The organism is Bacteroidales bacterium, from assembly GCA_014860585.1.
Lineage (GTDB): Bacteria > Bacteroidota > Bacteroidia > Bacteroidales > 4484-276 > RZYY01.
Genome location: JACZJL010000191.1, coordinates 1 through 15,547, shown reverse-complemented (window position 1 = coordinate 15,547; position 15,547 = coordinate 1). Strand labels below are relative to the sequence as shown.

14 protein-coding genes are annotated in these 15,547 nt (G+C 44.6%); 7 read left to right on the top strand and 7 right to left on the bottom strand.

Annotated features, from left to right (window positions below):
* Positions 1-500 (top strand): 4Fe-4S dicluster domain-containing protein (locus IH598_17840; GenBank protein ID MBE0640378.1); only part of this gene is annotated, 500 nt, incomplete at its 5' end.
* Positions 501-530: 30 nt separating this feature from the next.
* Here IH598_17840 and IH598_17835 read toward each other — a convergent pair.
* Entirely contained in the window at positions 531-899 is a 369-nt protein-coding gene (locus tag IH598_17835) for a hypothetical protein (protein ID MBE0640377.1), read from the bottom strand.
* A gap of 148 nt (positions 900-1,047) precedes the next feature.
* Between IH598_17835 and IH598_17830 the strand changes: the two genes are divergently transcribed.
* From IH598_17830 to IH598_17820, 3 genes are all read left to right on the top strand, one after another.
* The gene (locus IH598_17830; protein MBE0640376.1) at positions 1,048-1,722 is read left to right on the top strand and encodes a hypothetical protein; all 675 of its coding nucleotides are present in this window, start codon (positions 1,048-1,050) and stop codon (positions 1,720-1,722) included.
* A 67-nt stretch (positions 1,723-1,789) separates the two neighbouring features.
* Complete coding sequence (yaaA, locus tag IH598_17825; protein ID MBE0640375.1) at positions 1,790-2,557, top strand: peroxide stress protein YaaA; 768 nt, start codon at positions 1,790-1,792, stop codon at positions 2,555-2,557.
* Between the two features lie 73 nt (positions 2,558-2,630).
* On the top strand, positions 2,631-4,757 hold the full coding sequence (locus tag IH598_17820; GenBank protein ID MBE0640374.1) for a ComEC family competence protein: 2,127 nt from the start codon (positions 2,631-2,633) through the stop codon (positions 4,755-4,757).
* 68 nt (positions 4,758-4,825) lie between these two features.
* Here the strand turns inward: IH598_17820 and IH598_17815 are convergent, their stop codons facing one another.
* The 3 genes from IH598_17815 to IH598_17805 all read right to left on the bottom strand — a co-directional run bounded on the left by IH598_17815 (position 4,826) and on the right by IH598_17805 (position 8,859).
* Complete coding sequence (locus IH598_17815; protein MBE0640373.1) at positions 4,826-7,075, bottom strand: PAS domain-containing sensor histidine kinase; 2,250 nt, start codon at positions 7,073-7,075, stop codon at positions 4,826-4,828.
* 262 nt (positions 7,076-7,337) lie between these two features.
* Positions 7,338-7,703 (bottom strand): hypothetical protein, encoded by a 366-nt coding sequence (locus tag IH598_17810; GenBank protein MBE0640372.1) that lies wholly within the window; start codon positions 7,701-7,703, stop codon positions 7,338-7,340.
* Between the two features lie 70 nt (positions 7,704-7,773).
* Positions 7,774-8,859, bottom strand: a complete 1,086-nt coding sequence (locus tag IH598_17805) for an endonuclease/exonuclease/phosphatase family protein (protein MBE0640371.1) — start codon at positions 8,857-8,859, stop codon at positions 7,774-7,776.
* A 119-nt stretch (positions 8,860-8,978) separates the two neighbouring features.
* On the opposite strand from IH598_17805, the gene IH598_17800 reads away from it, so the two are divergent.
* Positions 8,979-11,036, top strand: a complete 2,058-nt coding sequence (locus tag IH598_17800; GenBank protein MBE0640370.1) for an acetate--CoA ligase family protein — start codon at positions 8,979-8,981, stop codon at positions 11,034-11,036.
* Between the two features lie 13 nt (positions 11,037-11,049).
* On the opposite strand, the gene IH598_17795 is transcribed toward IH598_17800, so the two are convergent.
* The 3 genes from IH598_17795 to IH598_17785 all read right to left on the bottom strand — a co-directional run bounded on the left by IH598_17795 (position 11,050) and on the right by IH598_17785 (position 13,512).
* The gene (locus IH598_17795; GenBank protein MBE0640369.1) at positions 11,050-11,319 is read right to left on the bottom strand and encodes a hypothetical protein; all 270 of its coding nucleotides are present in this window, start codon (positions 11,317-11,319) and stop codon (positions 11,050-11,052) included.
* 228 nt (positions 11,320-11,547) lie between these two features.
* On the bottom strand, positions 11,548-12,735 hold the full coding sequence (locus IH598_17790; protein ID MBE0640368.1) for an acetyl-CoA C-acyltransferase: 1,188 nt from the start codon (positions 12,733-12,735) through the stop codon (positions 11,548-11,550).
* A 6-nt stretch (positions 12,736-12,741) separates the two neighbouring features.
* Positions 12,742-13,512 carry a rhomboid family intramembrane serine protease gene (locus tag IH598_17785; protein ID MBE0640367.1) on the bottom strand — a complete coding sequence of 257 codons (771 nt, stop codon included), beginning with the start codon at positions 13,510-13,512 and terminating at the stop codon, positions 12,742-12,744.
* Positions 13,513-13,685: 173 nt separating this feature from the next.
* On the opposite strand from IH598_17785, the gene IH598_17780 reads away from it, so the two are divergent.
* Both IH598_17780 and IH598_17775 read left to right on the top strand, forming a co-directional pair.
* On the top strand, positions 13,686-15,311 hold the full coding sequence (locus IH598_17780; GenBank protein MBE0640366.1) for a S41 family peptidase: 1,626 nt from the start codon (positions 13,686-13,688) through the stop codon (positions 15,309-15,311).
* A gap of 43 nt (positions 15,312-15,354) precedes the next feature.
* On the top strand, positions 15,355-15,547 hold a 193-nt coding region (locus IH598_17775; GenBank protein MBE0640365.1), incomplete at its 3' end, for an SDR family NAD(P)-dependent oxidoreductase.

Here is a 15,547-nt window from a genome sequence, read left to right as displayed (position 1 = left end):
GGGTGGGCAAAAATGCAAACCTGATTGTCCCAAAGCAGGGGTCCTTCTTTTTTATCTCCGAAATCATCACCGACCTGGAACTGGATTACGACCAGCCCCGCAACAACGATTTCTGCGGTGACTGCCGGCGCTGCATGGATGCCTGCCCCACCCGGGCTATTGTTGCCCCAAAAGTAGTGGATGCCCGGAAGTGCATTTCTTACCTGACCATCGAATTGAGAAATGAAATTCCCAATGAATTCAAAGGTAAATTTAATGACCGGATTTTTGGCTGTGATATTTGCCAGGATGTTTGTCCATGGACAAAGTTTTCAATCAGGCACACTGAACCCCGCTTCATTCCCAACCCAGATTTGATAAAAATGAAAAAGTCAGATTGGGAGGTGTTATCACAGGAGGCGTTCAACGCAATTTTTCGCAAATCCGCCGTAAATCGCACTAAATATGCCGGATTAATGCGTAATGTAAGTTTTGTCAAAAAAAACGGGGATGCCTGCTGACATCCCCGTAATCGTTTCTTAGAGCAATTTTTACTCCTGATCTTTGGTTGTTTGCAAATCAGAATCGGTTGTCGCTTTATCATTGGCGATTTCCTTTTTCATCATGAAGTAATAAACCAGCAAGCTTATCCCGCCGAAAATCAGTACCATCGAAAAATAGGCCACTTCGTCCTGCATGTTATAAACGCTGGTAAGAATATTTCCAAGAAGAATCCCGACAGATATCCCAACCATTATCAGCCCAAATTTGAGCGCACCATTGGCGTCTTTATCGGTTTTTAGCATGGCAGCATCCATTTTATGCTGAATCAGCGTGAGTTGTACTTTTTTGCGTGCCTGGATGTAAACGATCGCGACGATCATTCCAAAGAATCCCAGAGGAACCAGTATTTCAACCATTGTTTTAGTTTTTTAGGTGAATAATTAAAAATTCAAATTTTGTGTTCACGGGTTTGACGCAGTGTATCGGGTGTGGTTACAAAAATTTCAAAATCTCCGGCCGTTACTGAACAATATTTTATTTTTGTGCTTGTTATTCATCTCAACTATGAAGCAAATTATTATCCTATTTCTTGTATTCATGACGGGCAGTCTGGTAGGGCAGGAAGTAATGGTTGCCGACACCTTTCCGCCAGCTGCAGGTAACGACTCTGTCTACCTGAGGCGCCTCAAGCCCGGACTTTTGCCTTACAACCCGGAGAAACCGGTAAGTTTTCGTATGGAAGTGGGCAGTACTTTCGGGCTCAGTTCCGGCGGCGGGCAAATGTTTGGCGTTTATGTTTCACCACATGTCAGCTATCGATTGTCCGACAAATGGAGGCTCAACGTGAGCGCCCGCATCCAAAACTCAAACTTCATTAATTTCTACAACCCTTACCTTCCTCACTATCCTGAATACACAAGGACTTTCGACAGTAACATAACCCAGACGTTGATCTATGCCGAAAGCGAATACCTTGTTAATCCACGGCTCATGATTTCCACAAAGGTTTTTAAGGAAGTTTCGGTGTTCGACCAGCCACAGATCAACCCTCGCGCGCTTGACCTGAACAGCGAGGGGGTTTCAGTGGGATTTAATTACCGCGTCAGCGAAAACTTTCAATTTGGCGCCGAAGTAGGCTACAGCAAAGGTCGTAACCCATACAATCCCCTTTTTCCCGGAAGCTTCGGATACCCCGGGCGCAGTCCCTATGGCATCAGCCCCCTCTCACCATTTGACTGATGAATGTGTTTTATGCTGAAGAAAAAATCGGTAATTAACGTATTGAAAAACATAAAATCAATCATCCATGCTCATTCTTTTATCTCCGGCAAAGACGCTGAATTTTAACATTAAACCGCAAACGCAATCATACACCCAGCCGGTGTTCGCTGAAAAATCTGCTGAGTTGGTCATCGTTTTAAAACGTTTTTCTCCCTCCATCCTTCAGAAATTGATGAGCATCAATCCGAAACTGGCCGAATTGAACGTGCAGCGTTACCTCGACTGGAGTCTGCCGTTCACGCCTGACAATGCCAGGCAGGCACTCCTGGTTTTTAACGGCGAGGTTTACAATGGATTAAAAGCCGGAACCCTTACTCCGGATGAACTGGATTATGCACAGAACCATCTGCTTATTTTATCCGGACTATACGGCGCCCTGCGCCCGCTCGATCTGATACAGCCCTATCGCCTGGAGATGGGTACTAAACTTAAAATTGGACGAAAGAACGACTTGTATGCTTTCTGGGGAGATCAGATCACCGGTTTTATCAACGAAACCTTGAAAAACACCGGGCAGAAATATGTGATCAACCTGGCTTCGGATGAGTATTTTGATGTGATTCGCACAGAAAAGCTCAATGCGGAAATTATTACTCCTCAATTTAAAGACTTTTCAAACGGTAGTTATAAGTTCATCACTGTTTTTGGAAAAAAAGCACGCGGGATGATGGCTCGCTTTATTATTCAAAAAAAAGTGGAGGAAGTTGAACAACTCAAATTGTTCGATGAAGAGGGTTACTATTTCAACGAAAATCTTTCAAAAGGTAACACCTGGGTCTTTACACGCGGATAAATTTTCAACATTTTATTTCCTTTCAATTCTCTTGCTTATTTTTACCAACTGAAATTTGAACCGGTAAAATGGCATGAGATTCTGGAACCAATATCCCTTTTTCAGGCTGATCATCCCCTTTGCAGCAGGGATCATTCTTGCCATTAATTTACCAAAACCATCATTTGTTCAATCATGGCATTTGATCACCATTTGTATTGTTCTCTTTTCAATGGCTTTGTTGACCAGCATTTTTGTTGCTTACACCAGGCGCTGGATGGCAGGAATTTTCATTTATCTGTTCACATTTTCGGCCGGTTATTCAATTACTGTGGTTCAGACTGAGATACACAGCGAACGGCATTTCAGCAATTTTCTGGATGGAGAACAGGTTTTAGTGATCAAAATCAATGAACCCCCTGTCGAAAGAGCAAAAAGTGTGAGGGTGTTTGGCAAGGTTCGTTATGTGATCGATTCGGTGGTGAGCAAACGAACCATCGGCAAGGCGCTGTTTTATCTTGAAAAAGACAGTGCTGCACTTGGCCTCCGTTATGGCGACCTGTTGATCGTTCAGGCCGGGATGATTGAAACTCAGCCTCCCGGAAACCCCCACCAGTTTGATTATAAAAAATACCTGGCCAACAGTGGAATCCATCACCAGGCCTATCTTCGCAGTGGCAAATGGTACAGGATTGACAGCGGTATGGTAAATCCTGTTTTTGAATTTTCCTATGGCGCCCGCGACCGGATGCTTCATTTACTCGAAAAGCAGGGGCTCGCCGGAGATGAATACGCCGTGGTGTCAGCCATTTTGTTAGGTTATGATGACCGGCTGGAACCGGAACTGCGTGATCTGTATGCAGGGGCCGGCGCCCTGCATGTCCTGTGTGTGTCAGGGTTGCACGTCGGAATCGTTTTTATTATTGTAGGATTTCTTTTCAGGCGTTTTCACAAGACCAAACCCGAAAGGGTTATCAAGTTCGTTGTCCTGCTTTTGAGTATCTGGGCTTATGCTTTCATTACCGGTTTGGCGCCTTCGGTAATGCGGGCAGCTTTGATGTTTAGCCTTTTCTCATGGCGCGAACTGGCAAAGGAAAAATCCAACTCCTACAACGTGGTGGCTGCCTCAGCATTTATCCTTCTTGCCATCGATCCATACCTGATCACCAAAATCGGATTTCAGCTTTCCTATTCGGCAGTCCTGGGCATCATCGCTTTAAACACTCCACTTTACCGATTACTTGCTTTCAAAAATCCTGTTGCTGATTATGTCTGGCAGCTTTCGGTGGTTTCGGTGGCCGCCCAGATCGGTACTTTCCCACTCTCCATTTATTACTTCAACCAGTTTCCGCTCTACTTTTTATTCTCCAATATCATTGTAATCCCCCTGGTATGGCTGATTGTTTATACCGGAGTGGCTACACTGTTCGTGGCTGTTTTCTGGAATTTTCTATCAACCATTCTGGCAAAACTGCTTTTTTACCAAGTTTACCTGCTGAATTATTTTGTTGAACTGATCAACAGACTTCCTGCAGCTAAAATTGATGGGTTGATGCTTAATTTTCCTCAGGTGATTGCAGTGTATCTGCTTGCGATTTTGATCACCAGGTTCCTGATTAAAAAGCAGGCCAATTATGCTGTTGCCGCCCTGTCTCTTGGTCTTTTGCTGACCGTAAGTTTTGTTTTTCAAAAATTCCAAACGTTAAATCAGCAAAAGTTGGTCATCTACAGTGTGAATGGCCATTCTGCCATCGATTTTTTTATCGGTAATCAACTGATTGGAATTGCGGACACAGCGCTTTTCAAGGATACCCGTACCATCGATTTCAACCTGGAGGCCAACCGGATATTTTCCGGAGCACAATTCAAAGAACAACTTGCGTTTAATACCCTAACCCTTGAAAGCATGAATCTGAGCAACCTGACGGTAAAATATTTCTACCCGAATCTTTTTCTTGCCGGCGATACAAGGATTGCTGTTGTAGATAATGGGTTGCCGGATTTCATGCCGGAAACACCGCTCAGAACCGACATTGTGGTGCTGCGTGAGAACACAGATAAAAAGATCCCCCAGATTTTGAAAATGTTTGATTTTGATCAACTGGTGTTTGATTCGTCAAACTCACCATGGAAAGTAAGGGAATGGCGCAGCTACTGCGATGAGCATCAGATCGATTATTATGATGTCAGGGAAAAAGGTGCGCTGGTAAGAGCTCTGTGAAAGGGGAAGGATTTATTTTCTTTTTACATCTGTGGACAAAAACAAAAAGCTGATGCCTCACGGCAAGGTTATTTTTGTCTCATTTGCTGAGCCATCTCAATTTTATCAATCAGCTTTTCAAATTCACTGAAGCAGATGTTTACCTGGTTTATATCTCTTTCGATACATTCGTAGCTAAAATTGCTGATGAATTCATTAAGTTCTTCCAGCTTATACTTTTCAACAATTTGAGTCAGCTGCTCTGCAAACTCACGCACGCTGATTTTGTCAAGCGATTTGAATGCTCCCCTGAAGCTGGCTGCAATCGTCTGTTCAAACTCCTGGCGCAAATCATCGAAAGAAGAAATATGTTCATACACTGCGAGGATGTTGGTCATACAGGTACCGGCACATTTTTGCTGGATGGCTGCATTCTTTAGGGTAAAATAAAATGAAGAACCCTTTCCTGGCTTGCTTTCAGCCCAAATTTCACCCCCATTTCGTTCAACAAACTCTTTGCAGATGATCAGCCCCAAACCGGTTCCTTTTTCGTTTTCGGTGCCAGGTGTTGAATGAATTTCGTGGGATGTAAACAAGCGGCCGATCAGATGTTCTGAAATTCCCGTACCCGTGTCTTGTATGGCGATCTTCAGTTGCCCGTTGTCAATGGATTTGCATGAAACCGTTACTTTTCCTCCGGTGGGTGTAAATTTAATTGCGTTGGAAATCAGGTTTCGCAGTACAGTGTTCACCATCTCGTAATCGGCTTTTACTTTCAGATGTCCGCCATTGTGTGCTGTTTTAAGGCTAATTTGCTTAACAGATGCCGCCAACTGGTAAAAGTTCATTGTACTTTTGATCAGTTCATCAATACTTATTTCCACCGGATTAAATGGAATACGACCCGTTTGTGTACGCGACCACACGAGCAGATTATCGAGCAACGCGAACGATTGTCTGGCACTTTCGTAGAGCATCCTGACAAAGTGTTTGCGCTGGTCGATGGTGTAGTTAAGGTTTTCCTCCATCAGCAGCTCAAGGAAGCCCATTTGCGCATTGTACGGGCTTTTCAGGTCATGGGCTATAATGCTGAAAAGTTTGTCCTTGATGGCGTTGAGTTCGCGCAGTTTATTTTCCGATTTTTTCAACCCGGTAATATCCGAGAACGAAGTGACAACCGCAGAAGGGAGGGTTGCTTCTTCTCCAAATATCGGTTCAGAATTGATGGTTATCCACTTGAGCTGACCTTTTGAATTGTGAATGCCCATCACTACATTTTGCTCAGGTTTGCCGGTTTTCAGGGTAATCACGGCAGGGTGCAGTTCGGCGGGGAAGGCAGAGCCGTCTTCTCTGATGGCCTTCCATTCCGGGTGAATGGAAAGCAAACTTTTAATTTCGTCCGGGTTGAGATTAAGGATTTTCTCCGCCGCACTGTTCCAGGCTATTACACGTCCATTAGTGTCGCGAAGTATGATCCCATCATTCATTGCTGTAACCACTGAACGGTATTTTTGCTCGCTGTCTTTAAGGGCTAATTCCACTTTTTTCCGGTCGGTGATATTTGATAATACCCCAAACACCTTATGCTGATCTTTGAAGATGCTGACTTTGATCTCTGCCCAAAAACGCTCTTTGTTTTTTCTCAGGCACTCCACCTCAACCGGTGTAGTATCCATCATCTCGACTTTTTTCAAAAACAAATCCCTGACGGCTGCACGCTTTTCGGGAACTACAAATTGCCATACTTTCTTCCCAATGACCTCTTCCCTGGTCTCTCCAAAGATGTTGAGCAGTGGTGTATTTACCATCGTAATAAAACCCCTCTCTGCCAGATATATCCCCTCATTAATGTTTTCGGCCAGGTCGCGGTACTTCGATTCACTTTCGAGAAGTTGCTGATCGAACATTTGCATCAGGTCAGCAATATCCGTGATCACCAGCCTGAAGACGTCTTCCCGGGTTTGCCCATCCGAATGGACATTGATATGTATTTTGGTCTGAATGGTTTTTCCGTTAAAGGCCACAAAGGTCATTTCACTGCTTTGACTGAATGAAGCCGTTTTGGCTGCCTCAAGGAGCGCTATAAATTCGGTTTGGAAATCAGGAGGGATTAAATCGAAAATCGAAAATTCAGGCTGAGCATTGGTGTTGAGCCCAAAGATCCGGGTGGCTTCAAGGTTTTGGTAATGGATGTCCCCGGATTTGGAAATCAACAGGTATGGTACTGGCAGGCATTCATACTCATTTGAGGGAATAGGGTTTGCCTGGGATTTGTAGAATGATGGATGGTAATTTTCCTGACTGTTTTCTACTCGTGGAGTTTTGGTTTTTGTTGACATGTTATGTTCAATAAATTCACCCGAAACCGGTCATAAATTAAGCTGTTAAAAATACTTAATTTTTTAAACATCGATAAAAATCCGGTGAAAATCAGGAAACTTCCCTTGGAAAAATTATCCACTAATAAGTCGCACCCATCAAGCGCCCATTGATAATAATCAGTGATTATCCAATCCTTCCCGAAGGACTCCCTTTGAGGATCTCCCTGGGAAGGGTGATTAAATCGTTGAAAATCAAACTTGAAGTATTTTCTCGCCAACACTAAACATTAGCCTTAAAAAGCTTCGTAGTGATCAATTCGATGAGCAGGCCATAGATCATTCCCATGATCACTGAGGAATAGAACATCATCAAAGGTGTGAATTCTGGTGAAGCGGGCGACATCAGCCCGCTGAATGCAAGCGGAAGGCTGAACAACAGGCCAAAAAGCAAACCCCTGATCACCCAATGGCCAAAAGTCAGACTTGTAATTCCAAGTGCAAAACCAATCAATGTCCGGCTGATAATGATTTGCACAGCCACCGGCATTGGCAATGGTTCCGGACCACCGGAGGCAAAACCAAAACAGATAAATCCAAACAAAAGCCCGGAAAGAGTGGCGATCATAAGTCGTTTGTTCTTTTTCATAAGTAATTGTTTATTCGTTAAATAATTAATATTTGATCAGATAAAACTCGTTTTTATCTTCTTTGACCCATTATTCTACTTTCAGATGCAGATCAACGTAAACAGGCAAGTGATCACTGAACCCCCCCAGGTATTTAAAACCTGAATAGGTCCTGAAGAGTTGTTTACCCATATACCTGTCATCGGGCTGAAGCAGGAAGTCGGCATGAAAGATTACTTCCTTTTCCGGGTCAATACTCAGGTTTGATGCCCCTCCAAGCAGTCCTCCCGAAACGATCACCTGGTCGAAAGTATCCCATAACTCCCGAAATTTCAGGGTTCCATATTTCCATCCGGTTCGCTCCACCAACATAAGATTGGTAAGTGCTTCTGTTTGGGTATCGGCAACTGGCTTCCGGGCATGTAATATGTCGGCAATGCTTTGATCTTCCGGGCCATCATTAAAATCGCCCATAATTACGATCGAAACTGCCGGATGAATGGCAAACAGGGAGTCGGTCTTCTTCTTCAGTATTTCTGCAGCTCGGTTTCTCTTCGGCTTGGTCTCCATGTAACCGCCATATCTTGATGGCCAGTGATTGATAAAAATGTGCACCATTTCAATGTCCCCGATCAATCCTTTAACATAAAGAATATCGCGTGTTTTTGAATCTGGATCATCGGGGAAGGTTATCCTTACCGGCTCCGAATGAAGGGGTGTAAAATTGGTTTTGCGGTAAATCAGGGCAACGTCTATACCTCTGTTATCTGGTGAATCATAGTGAATGATATCATAATCGAATTTTTTAAGCGGGGTTTCGTAAATCAGTTTTTGCAATACAAACAGGTTCTCCACCTCGCACATTCCGACTATTGAAGGGGGTTCCCATCCCCCTGCGGCCATGATCACCTTGTAGGTGTTATTCAATTTGGCGTATAGCTTTTTATTGGTCCACCTCCGCGAACCACCGGGGGTAAACTCGTCGTCGTTGGTCGAAGGGTCATTTTCGGTGTCGAAAAGGTTTTCCAGGTTGTAAAACATGAGCCGGTAATTGGTTTTTTGCGCTGATGAACCGGATTGATGCTGAGCTAAAAGAAAATGAAAACTCAACATAAAGACCAGCAACAGGAGCACTGATCCTTCACTTTCATTGAATTTTGATGTTGATGCCTTCATTTGATTGAAAATGGAAGCCAAATTTACATGTAATTTTTCTTCCGGCTCAGACCCGGTAAAAAATTTACAGGGGAAAAATAGTACTTTCGCCGCTCATTCAACCTTTATTTTTTCGATTTATGGTGACAAAAGAATTGATCAATCCTGCAAGTATTGTGGTTGTTGGTGGTTCCAATGATATTACCAAACCGGGTGGTAAAATCCTGAAAAATCTCATCGACCATGGATTTAATGGTAAACTCCATGTGGTTAACCCCAAAGAAACTGAAGTACAGGGCATCCGGTCTTTTCAGGACATTACTGATTTGCCGCAAACTGACCTGGCCATTATTGCCATTGCCGCAAAATATACCTTTCCGGCAGTTGAAGAACTTGCTTATCGTAAAGGTACAAAAGCGTTTATCATCCTCTCTGCCGGTTTTGGTGAAGAAAGTGAGCCGGGTAAAATGCTCGAACAGAAGATCGTGGAAGTGATCAACTCCGTGAATGGCTCATTGATTGGGCCAAACTGCATTGGCGTGTTAACACCTAATCATGCCAGTGTTTTTACACAGCCCATTCCGAGTCCCAATCCGCAAGGCATTGATTTCATTTCGGGATCAGGTGCAACTGCAGTTTTTATTATGGAGTCGGCAATCCCCAAAGGACTGACTTTTAACAGTGTGTTTTCTGTTGGGAACAGCGCTCAGATGGGTGTTGAGGAAATCCTTGAATACATGGACGAATCTTTTGATCCTGCGATCAGTCCAAAGGTGAAACTTCTTTATATCGAAAACATCAACAAGCCGCAAAAACTGCTGAAACATGCTTCTTCGCTGATCAGGAAAGGTTGCCGTATCGCCGCCATCAAGGCCGGTTCATCTGAAGCCGGCAGCCGGGCTGCTTCTTCTCATACCGGGGCACTGGCCAGCTCGGATGTGGCTGTGGATGCCCTGTTCAAAAAGGCCGGTATCCTGCGTTGTCATGGTCGCGAAGACCTGATTGCCATTGCCTCCGTATTCATGCACAAACCACTTCAAGGATCAAACATTGCCATCATTACTCACGCCGGAGGTCCTGCAGTAATGCTCACCGACGCACTATCCAACGGTGGGTTGAAGGTACCTCACATTCATCACCCGGCTGCAAAGGAGTTGCTGGAGAAACTCTTCCCTGGATCATCAGTTACCAATCCGATCGACTTCCTCGCAACAGGTACTGCTGAGCAATTGGGTATCATCATTGATTATGTCGAGAATCAATTTGATGAAATTGACGCAATGGTGGTTATTTTTGGTACTCCAGGTTTAACCAGGGTGTTTGATGCTTACCGGATGCTGGACGAAAAGATGAAAACCTGCCGTAAACCAATTTTCCCAGTTTTGCCGTCAATCCTCACAGCAAAAGAAGAAGTCAGTGAGTTTCTCTCGAAAGGTAGGATCAACTTTCCGGATGAGGTCGTCCTTGGAAATGCTCTTTGCCGGGTTGCCAAAAATTCCGAGCCGGCGGCAGCATTCATCGAACAACCTGAAGTTGACCTGGCTGCTGTCAGGAAAGTAATCAATGAATGTGGCGATGGGTACCTATCTCCCATCCATGTTCAGGCGTTGCTTGATGCAGCAGGCATTCCGCGTGCCGGGGAGGCTGTTGTTAAATCGTTGGACGATGCCATCAGGAGTGCAGAAAAACTGTCCTATCCCGTGGTAATGAAGGTGGTTGGCCCGGTGCATAAATCGGACGTGGGTGGTGTGGTGTTAAATGTAAAATCGCCTGAGCAGGTCGAAAAGGAATTTCTGAGAATGATGAAAATTTCTGAAACTACCGCCGTGCTGATCCAGCCAATGCTTTCAGGAACCGAACTTTTTGCCGGTGCTAAGTTTGAGCCAAAGTTTGGGCACCTGGTACTTTGTGGTATGGGGGGGATCTTTATCGAAGTGCTGAAGGATGTGAGCACCGGGCTTGTGCCGATCTCAGCCGATGAATCTTCGCGAATGATCAAAAGCCTCAAAAGCTACAAAATTATTCAGGGTGTGCGTGGACAAGCAGGCATCAGCGAAGCCCGGTTTGCTGAGATCATTCAGCGACTCTCCGCGCTGTTGACGGCGGCGCCCGAAATTATGGAACTTGACCTGAATCCCCTTTTAGGTAAGGCCGACCAGGTGGTGGCTGTGGATGCAAGGATAAGGATTCAGAAATGAGAGAGTTGAACGCCTAAGCCATCACCTTTACCCCGGTATAAACTTCCACGTATTTTTTCTGCAATTTTGCATAGAGATGGCAGTTCCTGCAATCTTCCTTTTGCTCATCATGCTGATCGCAATTAAGCAACACATTGGCATACTCTTCCACATCTTCTGCGTAAATTGATCTTTCGACTGGTCGGTTGGTTTGGTTTATTTTTCTTTTACTTGCCACAAGCAAGTCGCGGGTTTTTTCATGGATGGGGCAGTTGATCATAACATCGTTCCTGTTATTTTTCATATAAAAATCAGTTTAGTTAGTAACGAAAAGTTTGTCAAGTATTGATCGTACTGAACCGGCAAATCTAAACCAAAAAAACTATACCACCGGACAAAACCATACATTTTTTAACATTTTAAAATCGGGGAAAATTTTATAAAAAATTGAAAAACAATAAATTAATAATTGAAAAAAGTTATCAACACTTACCCGGTGATTTTTGAGAAGGTTACATCCTGGACATTATGGTCAGGGTTGTTTTACCAGGTTTTCGATGACTACCGCTGATGCGCCTCCGCCCCCGTTACAAAGGCCGGCAACGCCATAACGGGCATTGTTTTGGTTCAGAATATGAACAAGCGTAACCAGGATTCTGGCGCCGCTGGCTCCAAGCGGATGACCTAACGAAACGCCGCTTCCCCGGATATTTACTTTACTGCGATCGAGTTTGAGATCTTGCATTGCGGCAAGCGAAACGACGGCAAATGCTTCGTTGATCTCGAAAAAGTCAATATCATCGATCTTCAGGCCGGCTTTTTTTATGGCTTTTGGAATGGCCAGCGAAGGGGCTGTAGTGAACCACTCCGGCGCTTGCGCTGCATCAGCGTAACCCATGATCCTTGCAAGCGGTTTCAGCTTCAATTCATTGGCTTTTTCCTTGCTCATCAAAACCAATGCAGCAGCTCCGTCGTTTATGGTTGAAGCGTTGGCGGCAGTTACTGTTCCCTCCTTGCTAAAGACCGGCTTCAGCTCCGGAATTTTTTCAAAATTAACATTTTTATACTCCTCATCCTGATCAACGAATGTGGAGCCTTTTTTTGATTTGATTTCTACCGCAACGATCTCAGGAACAAATTTTCCTTCTTCAACAGCTCTGGCTGCGCGTTGATACGACCCGATAGCTAATTCATCCTGCGCTTCTCGTGATATTCCTTTGACTTTGGCAGTGTTGTCGGCGGCATTGCCCATGTGGTAATCGTTGTAAACATCCCAAAGTCCGTCTTTGATCATACCGTCGACCAGTTGACCGTGGCCGAGTTTCATCCCTTTGCGCACGCTGGTGATATAATGTGGGACATTGGACATGCTTTCCATCCCTCCTGCAACCACAACATCATTGTCGCCCAGCATGATGGACTGTGCAGCCATCATCACAGCTTTTAATCCTGACGAGCAAACCTTGTTAACGGTTGTGCAGGGAACGCTATCGGGCAAACCGGCAAATAGCGCAGCCTGACGGGCAGGCGCCTGGCCAAGGTTAGCCGAAAGGACATTCCCCATCAGCACTTCATCGACCATTTCGGGGCTGATCCCTGCCTTCTTGATAGCACCCCTGATGACTTCAGCCCCAAGTTGAGTGGCTGTAAGTGACGACAGCGACCCGCCAAAGCTGCCCAGAGGGGTGCGCACTGCCGAAATAATGTAAACCTCTTTCATATCAAATTAAGATTTTGGTGATTGATCATTACTATTTTCGTTTGTTTTGGATTCTTTGTAAATATAATTGATCTCAGGATGGTTGGGTGATTGTGGTGGATCAGTTTTTTTCTTTTCTCCCGGTTTTACGTTCCAGTAAGCGTTGGGATCGTTTTCGTCTGTTTCGCTTTCTTCTTCCAACTCCCAGCTATAGCGTCTGGGTATTGGTCCACCTTCTTTTTTAAAAAATATTGCGAGGATAATCCCAGCCATCATGCCCATCAGGTGCGACTCCCAGGAGATATTTTTTTTTGGAAAAAGTTCAGGAAACAACCCCCAGATCATACTTCCGTAAAGGAATGCAACTAAAAACGTGATGGCCAGTAACCGGCCGTCTTTACGAAAAATCCCGCTGAAAAAAAGGAATGAAGCCAAGCCGTAAACCACCCCGCTTGCACCGATATGGTATGATTCGCGACCCAGCACCCAAACCCAAAAACCGGTGATTACATAAGTCAGGATAAAAACCTTCCAGGCAATTGGGCGGTAAACGTAAAACAACAAGGTTCCAAGTACCAGGAAAGGGATACTGTTGGCGGTGATATGCGCCAGGTCGGCATGAATAAATGGAGCAGTGATAATCCCAACAAGTCCCGATAGTTTCATAGGGAAAATACCCAGATGTGAAAAACTGCTTCCTGAAATCAACTCCGCAATCTTCACCAGCCACATCAGCCCGACAAACAATGCCGGGTAAAAGAAGCTGTTGAGCATTTTAATCTTTTCTATATTTTTCATGATGCCGGTCATTCTTCAAAAGTGATGTACAAAGAAACAAATATTTCACGGGGTTGTTATTGTAAAACTCTGTAAGTCGATTAAACAGGTATTGTCCGGTAAGGTGAAAATAATTTCTTTTCACCTTCGTTTGGACGTTTATTAAACTGATATTTACTGAAAAAACCATCAAAATGAAAAATTCATTGTTCGCATTTTCAAAGGCTAAATTAGCCTGCGCAGCCGCCATAGTCTTCACTTTGATTTCTTTTTCGGGAATTAATGCTCAGAACAATGATGCCCGTGAAACCATCCAGAAATTTTCGACTACGCTCCAGATCATTGAGTTTGCCTATGTTGACAGCATTGACGCTCCGGATTTGGTCGAAAAGGCCATTATTGCCATGCTTAAGGAACTTGATCCTCATTCCGCTTACATCTCGAGTGATGACGTGCGCAGGGTGAATGAGCCGCTTGAAGCCGAGTTTGAAGGGATTGGCGTTACCTTCCAGATGTTCAACGACACCATCCTCGTAGTAGCTCCGGTTCCTGGCGGTCCTTCCGATAAACTCGGTATCCTTGCGGGGGATAAAATCTTAAAAATCAACGGAGAAGATGCTTTCGGTTCAAAAGTGAACAATGAATATGTGATGGATCGCCTGAGAGGTAAAAAGGGGACAACAGTGGATGTTTCCATTCTGCGCTCCGACCGTAAGGATTTGCTTGAATTTTCGATAGTAAGGGATAAAATTCCACTCAACAGCATTGACGCTACATATATGGTTGCACCGGAGATCGGCTACATCAAACTGACCCGTTTTGCCAAATCTTCGATTACCGAATTTCATGAGTCAGTTGCTCAACTTCGGGAACAGGGGATGAAAGACCTTATTCTTGATCTTAGAGGCAATTCCGGCGGATTTCTCAATGTGGCCGTTGATCTGAGCGACCAGTTTCTGCCTGACCAAAAACTGATAGTTTACACAGAGGGTTTGCGTTCGCCAAAGCAGGAATTTTTATCCACATCCAATGGGGACCTGATGAACGGGAAGCTGATTGTGCTGATCAACGAAGGTTCTGCATCGGCAAGCGAGATCGTCTCGGGCGCCGTGCAGGATTGGGACAGGGGTTTGGTCGTTGGCCGTCGCTCTTTTGGTAAAGGATTGGTGCAACGTCCTTTTAACCTCCCCGACGGCTCAATGATCCGGCTAACCACAGCACGCTACTTTACACCTACCGGGCGCAGCATTCAAAAACCTTATGAAGAAGGGGTGGAAGAGTATTACAATGACCTGAAAAACAGGCTGGATAATGGTGAACTGGTGGATGCCAAAACCATCGAATTTCCTGATTCACTCAAATATTTTACACCGAATGGCCGCGTGGTTCACGGGGGCGGTGGTATCATGCCCGATGTATTTGTCCCGCTCGATTCCACCCGTTTTTCCGATTATTACTCCGACCTGGTGCGTAAAGGCATCTTTAATACCTATACGTTGAATTACCTCGATAAAAACCGGAAAAAGCTACTCAACGATTATCCGGACTTTAATAGTTTTAAAGATAACTTTGAAGTCACGGATCAGATATTTGATGATTTCCTGGCTTTAGCCCTCGAAAAGGAAGTTGTGCGCAAAGCTGACGATAAGTACTACTATCCGGTTGCCGACCTCAAAGTTCAGATAAAGGCTATGATTGCACGTAATCTATGGGATGTAAATGCTTATTTCCAGATGATTAATGTGCTGGATACCGAGCTGAAGGTTGCGGTTGATCTGATGCAGGATGGGGCTATATTCTCCGAACTTAATCTTCACTGAGATTGAAAGGTCATTTAAACATCACATAATTAATTATCCGAAAATGAAATTGTTAGAAAATAAAAAGGCACTCGTAACCGGTGCATCACGCGGGATTGGTAAAGCCATAGCCATCGCTTACGCCAAACATGGCGCTGATGTGGCCATCTCTGATTTGAAGGTGGATGAAGAGGCTGAAAAGACGGTTAAAGAAATCGAAAGTTATGGGGTAAAGGCAAAAGCCTATGCATCCGATG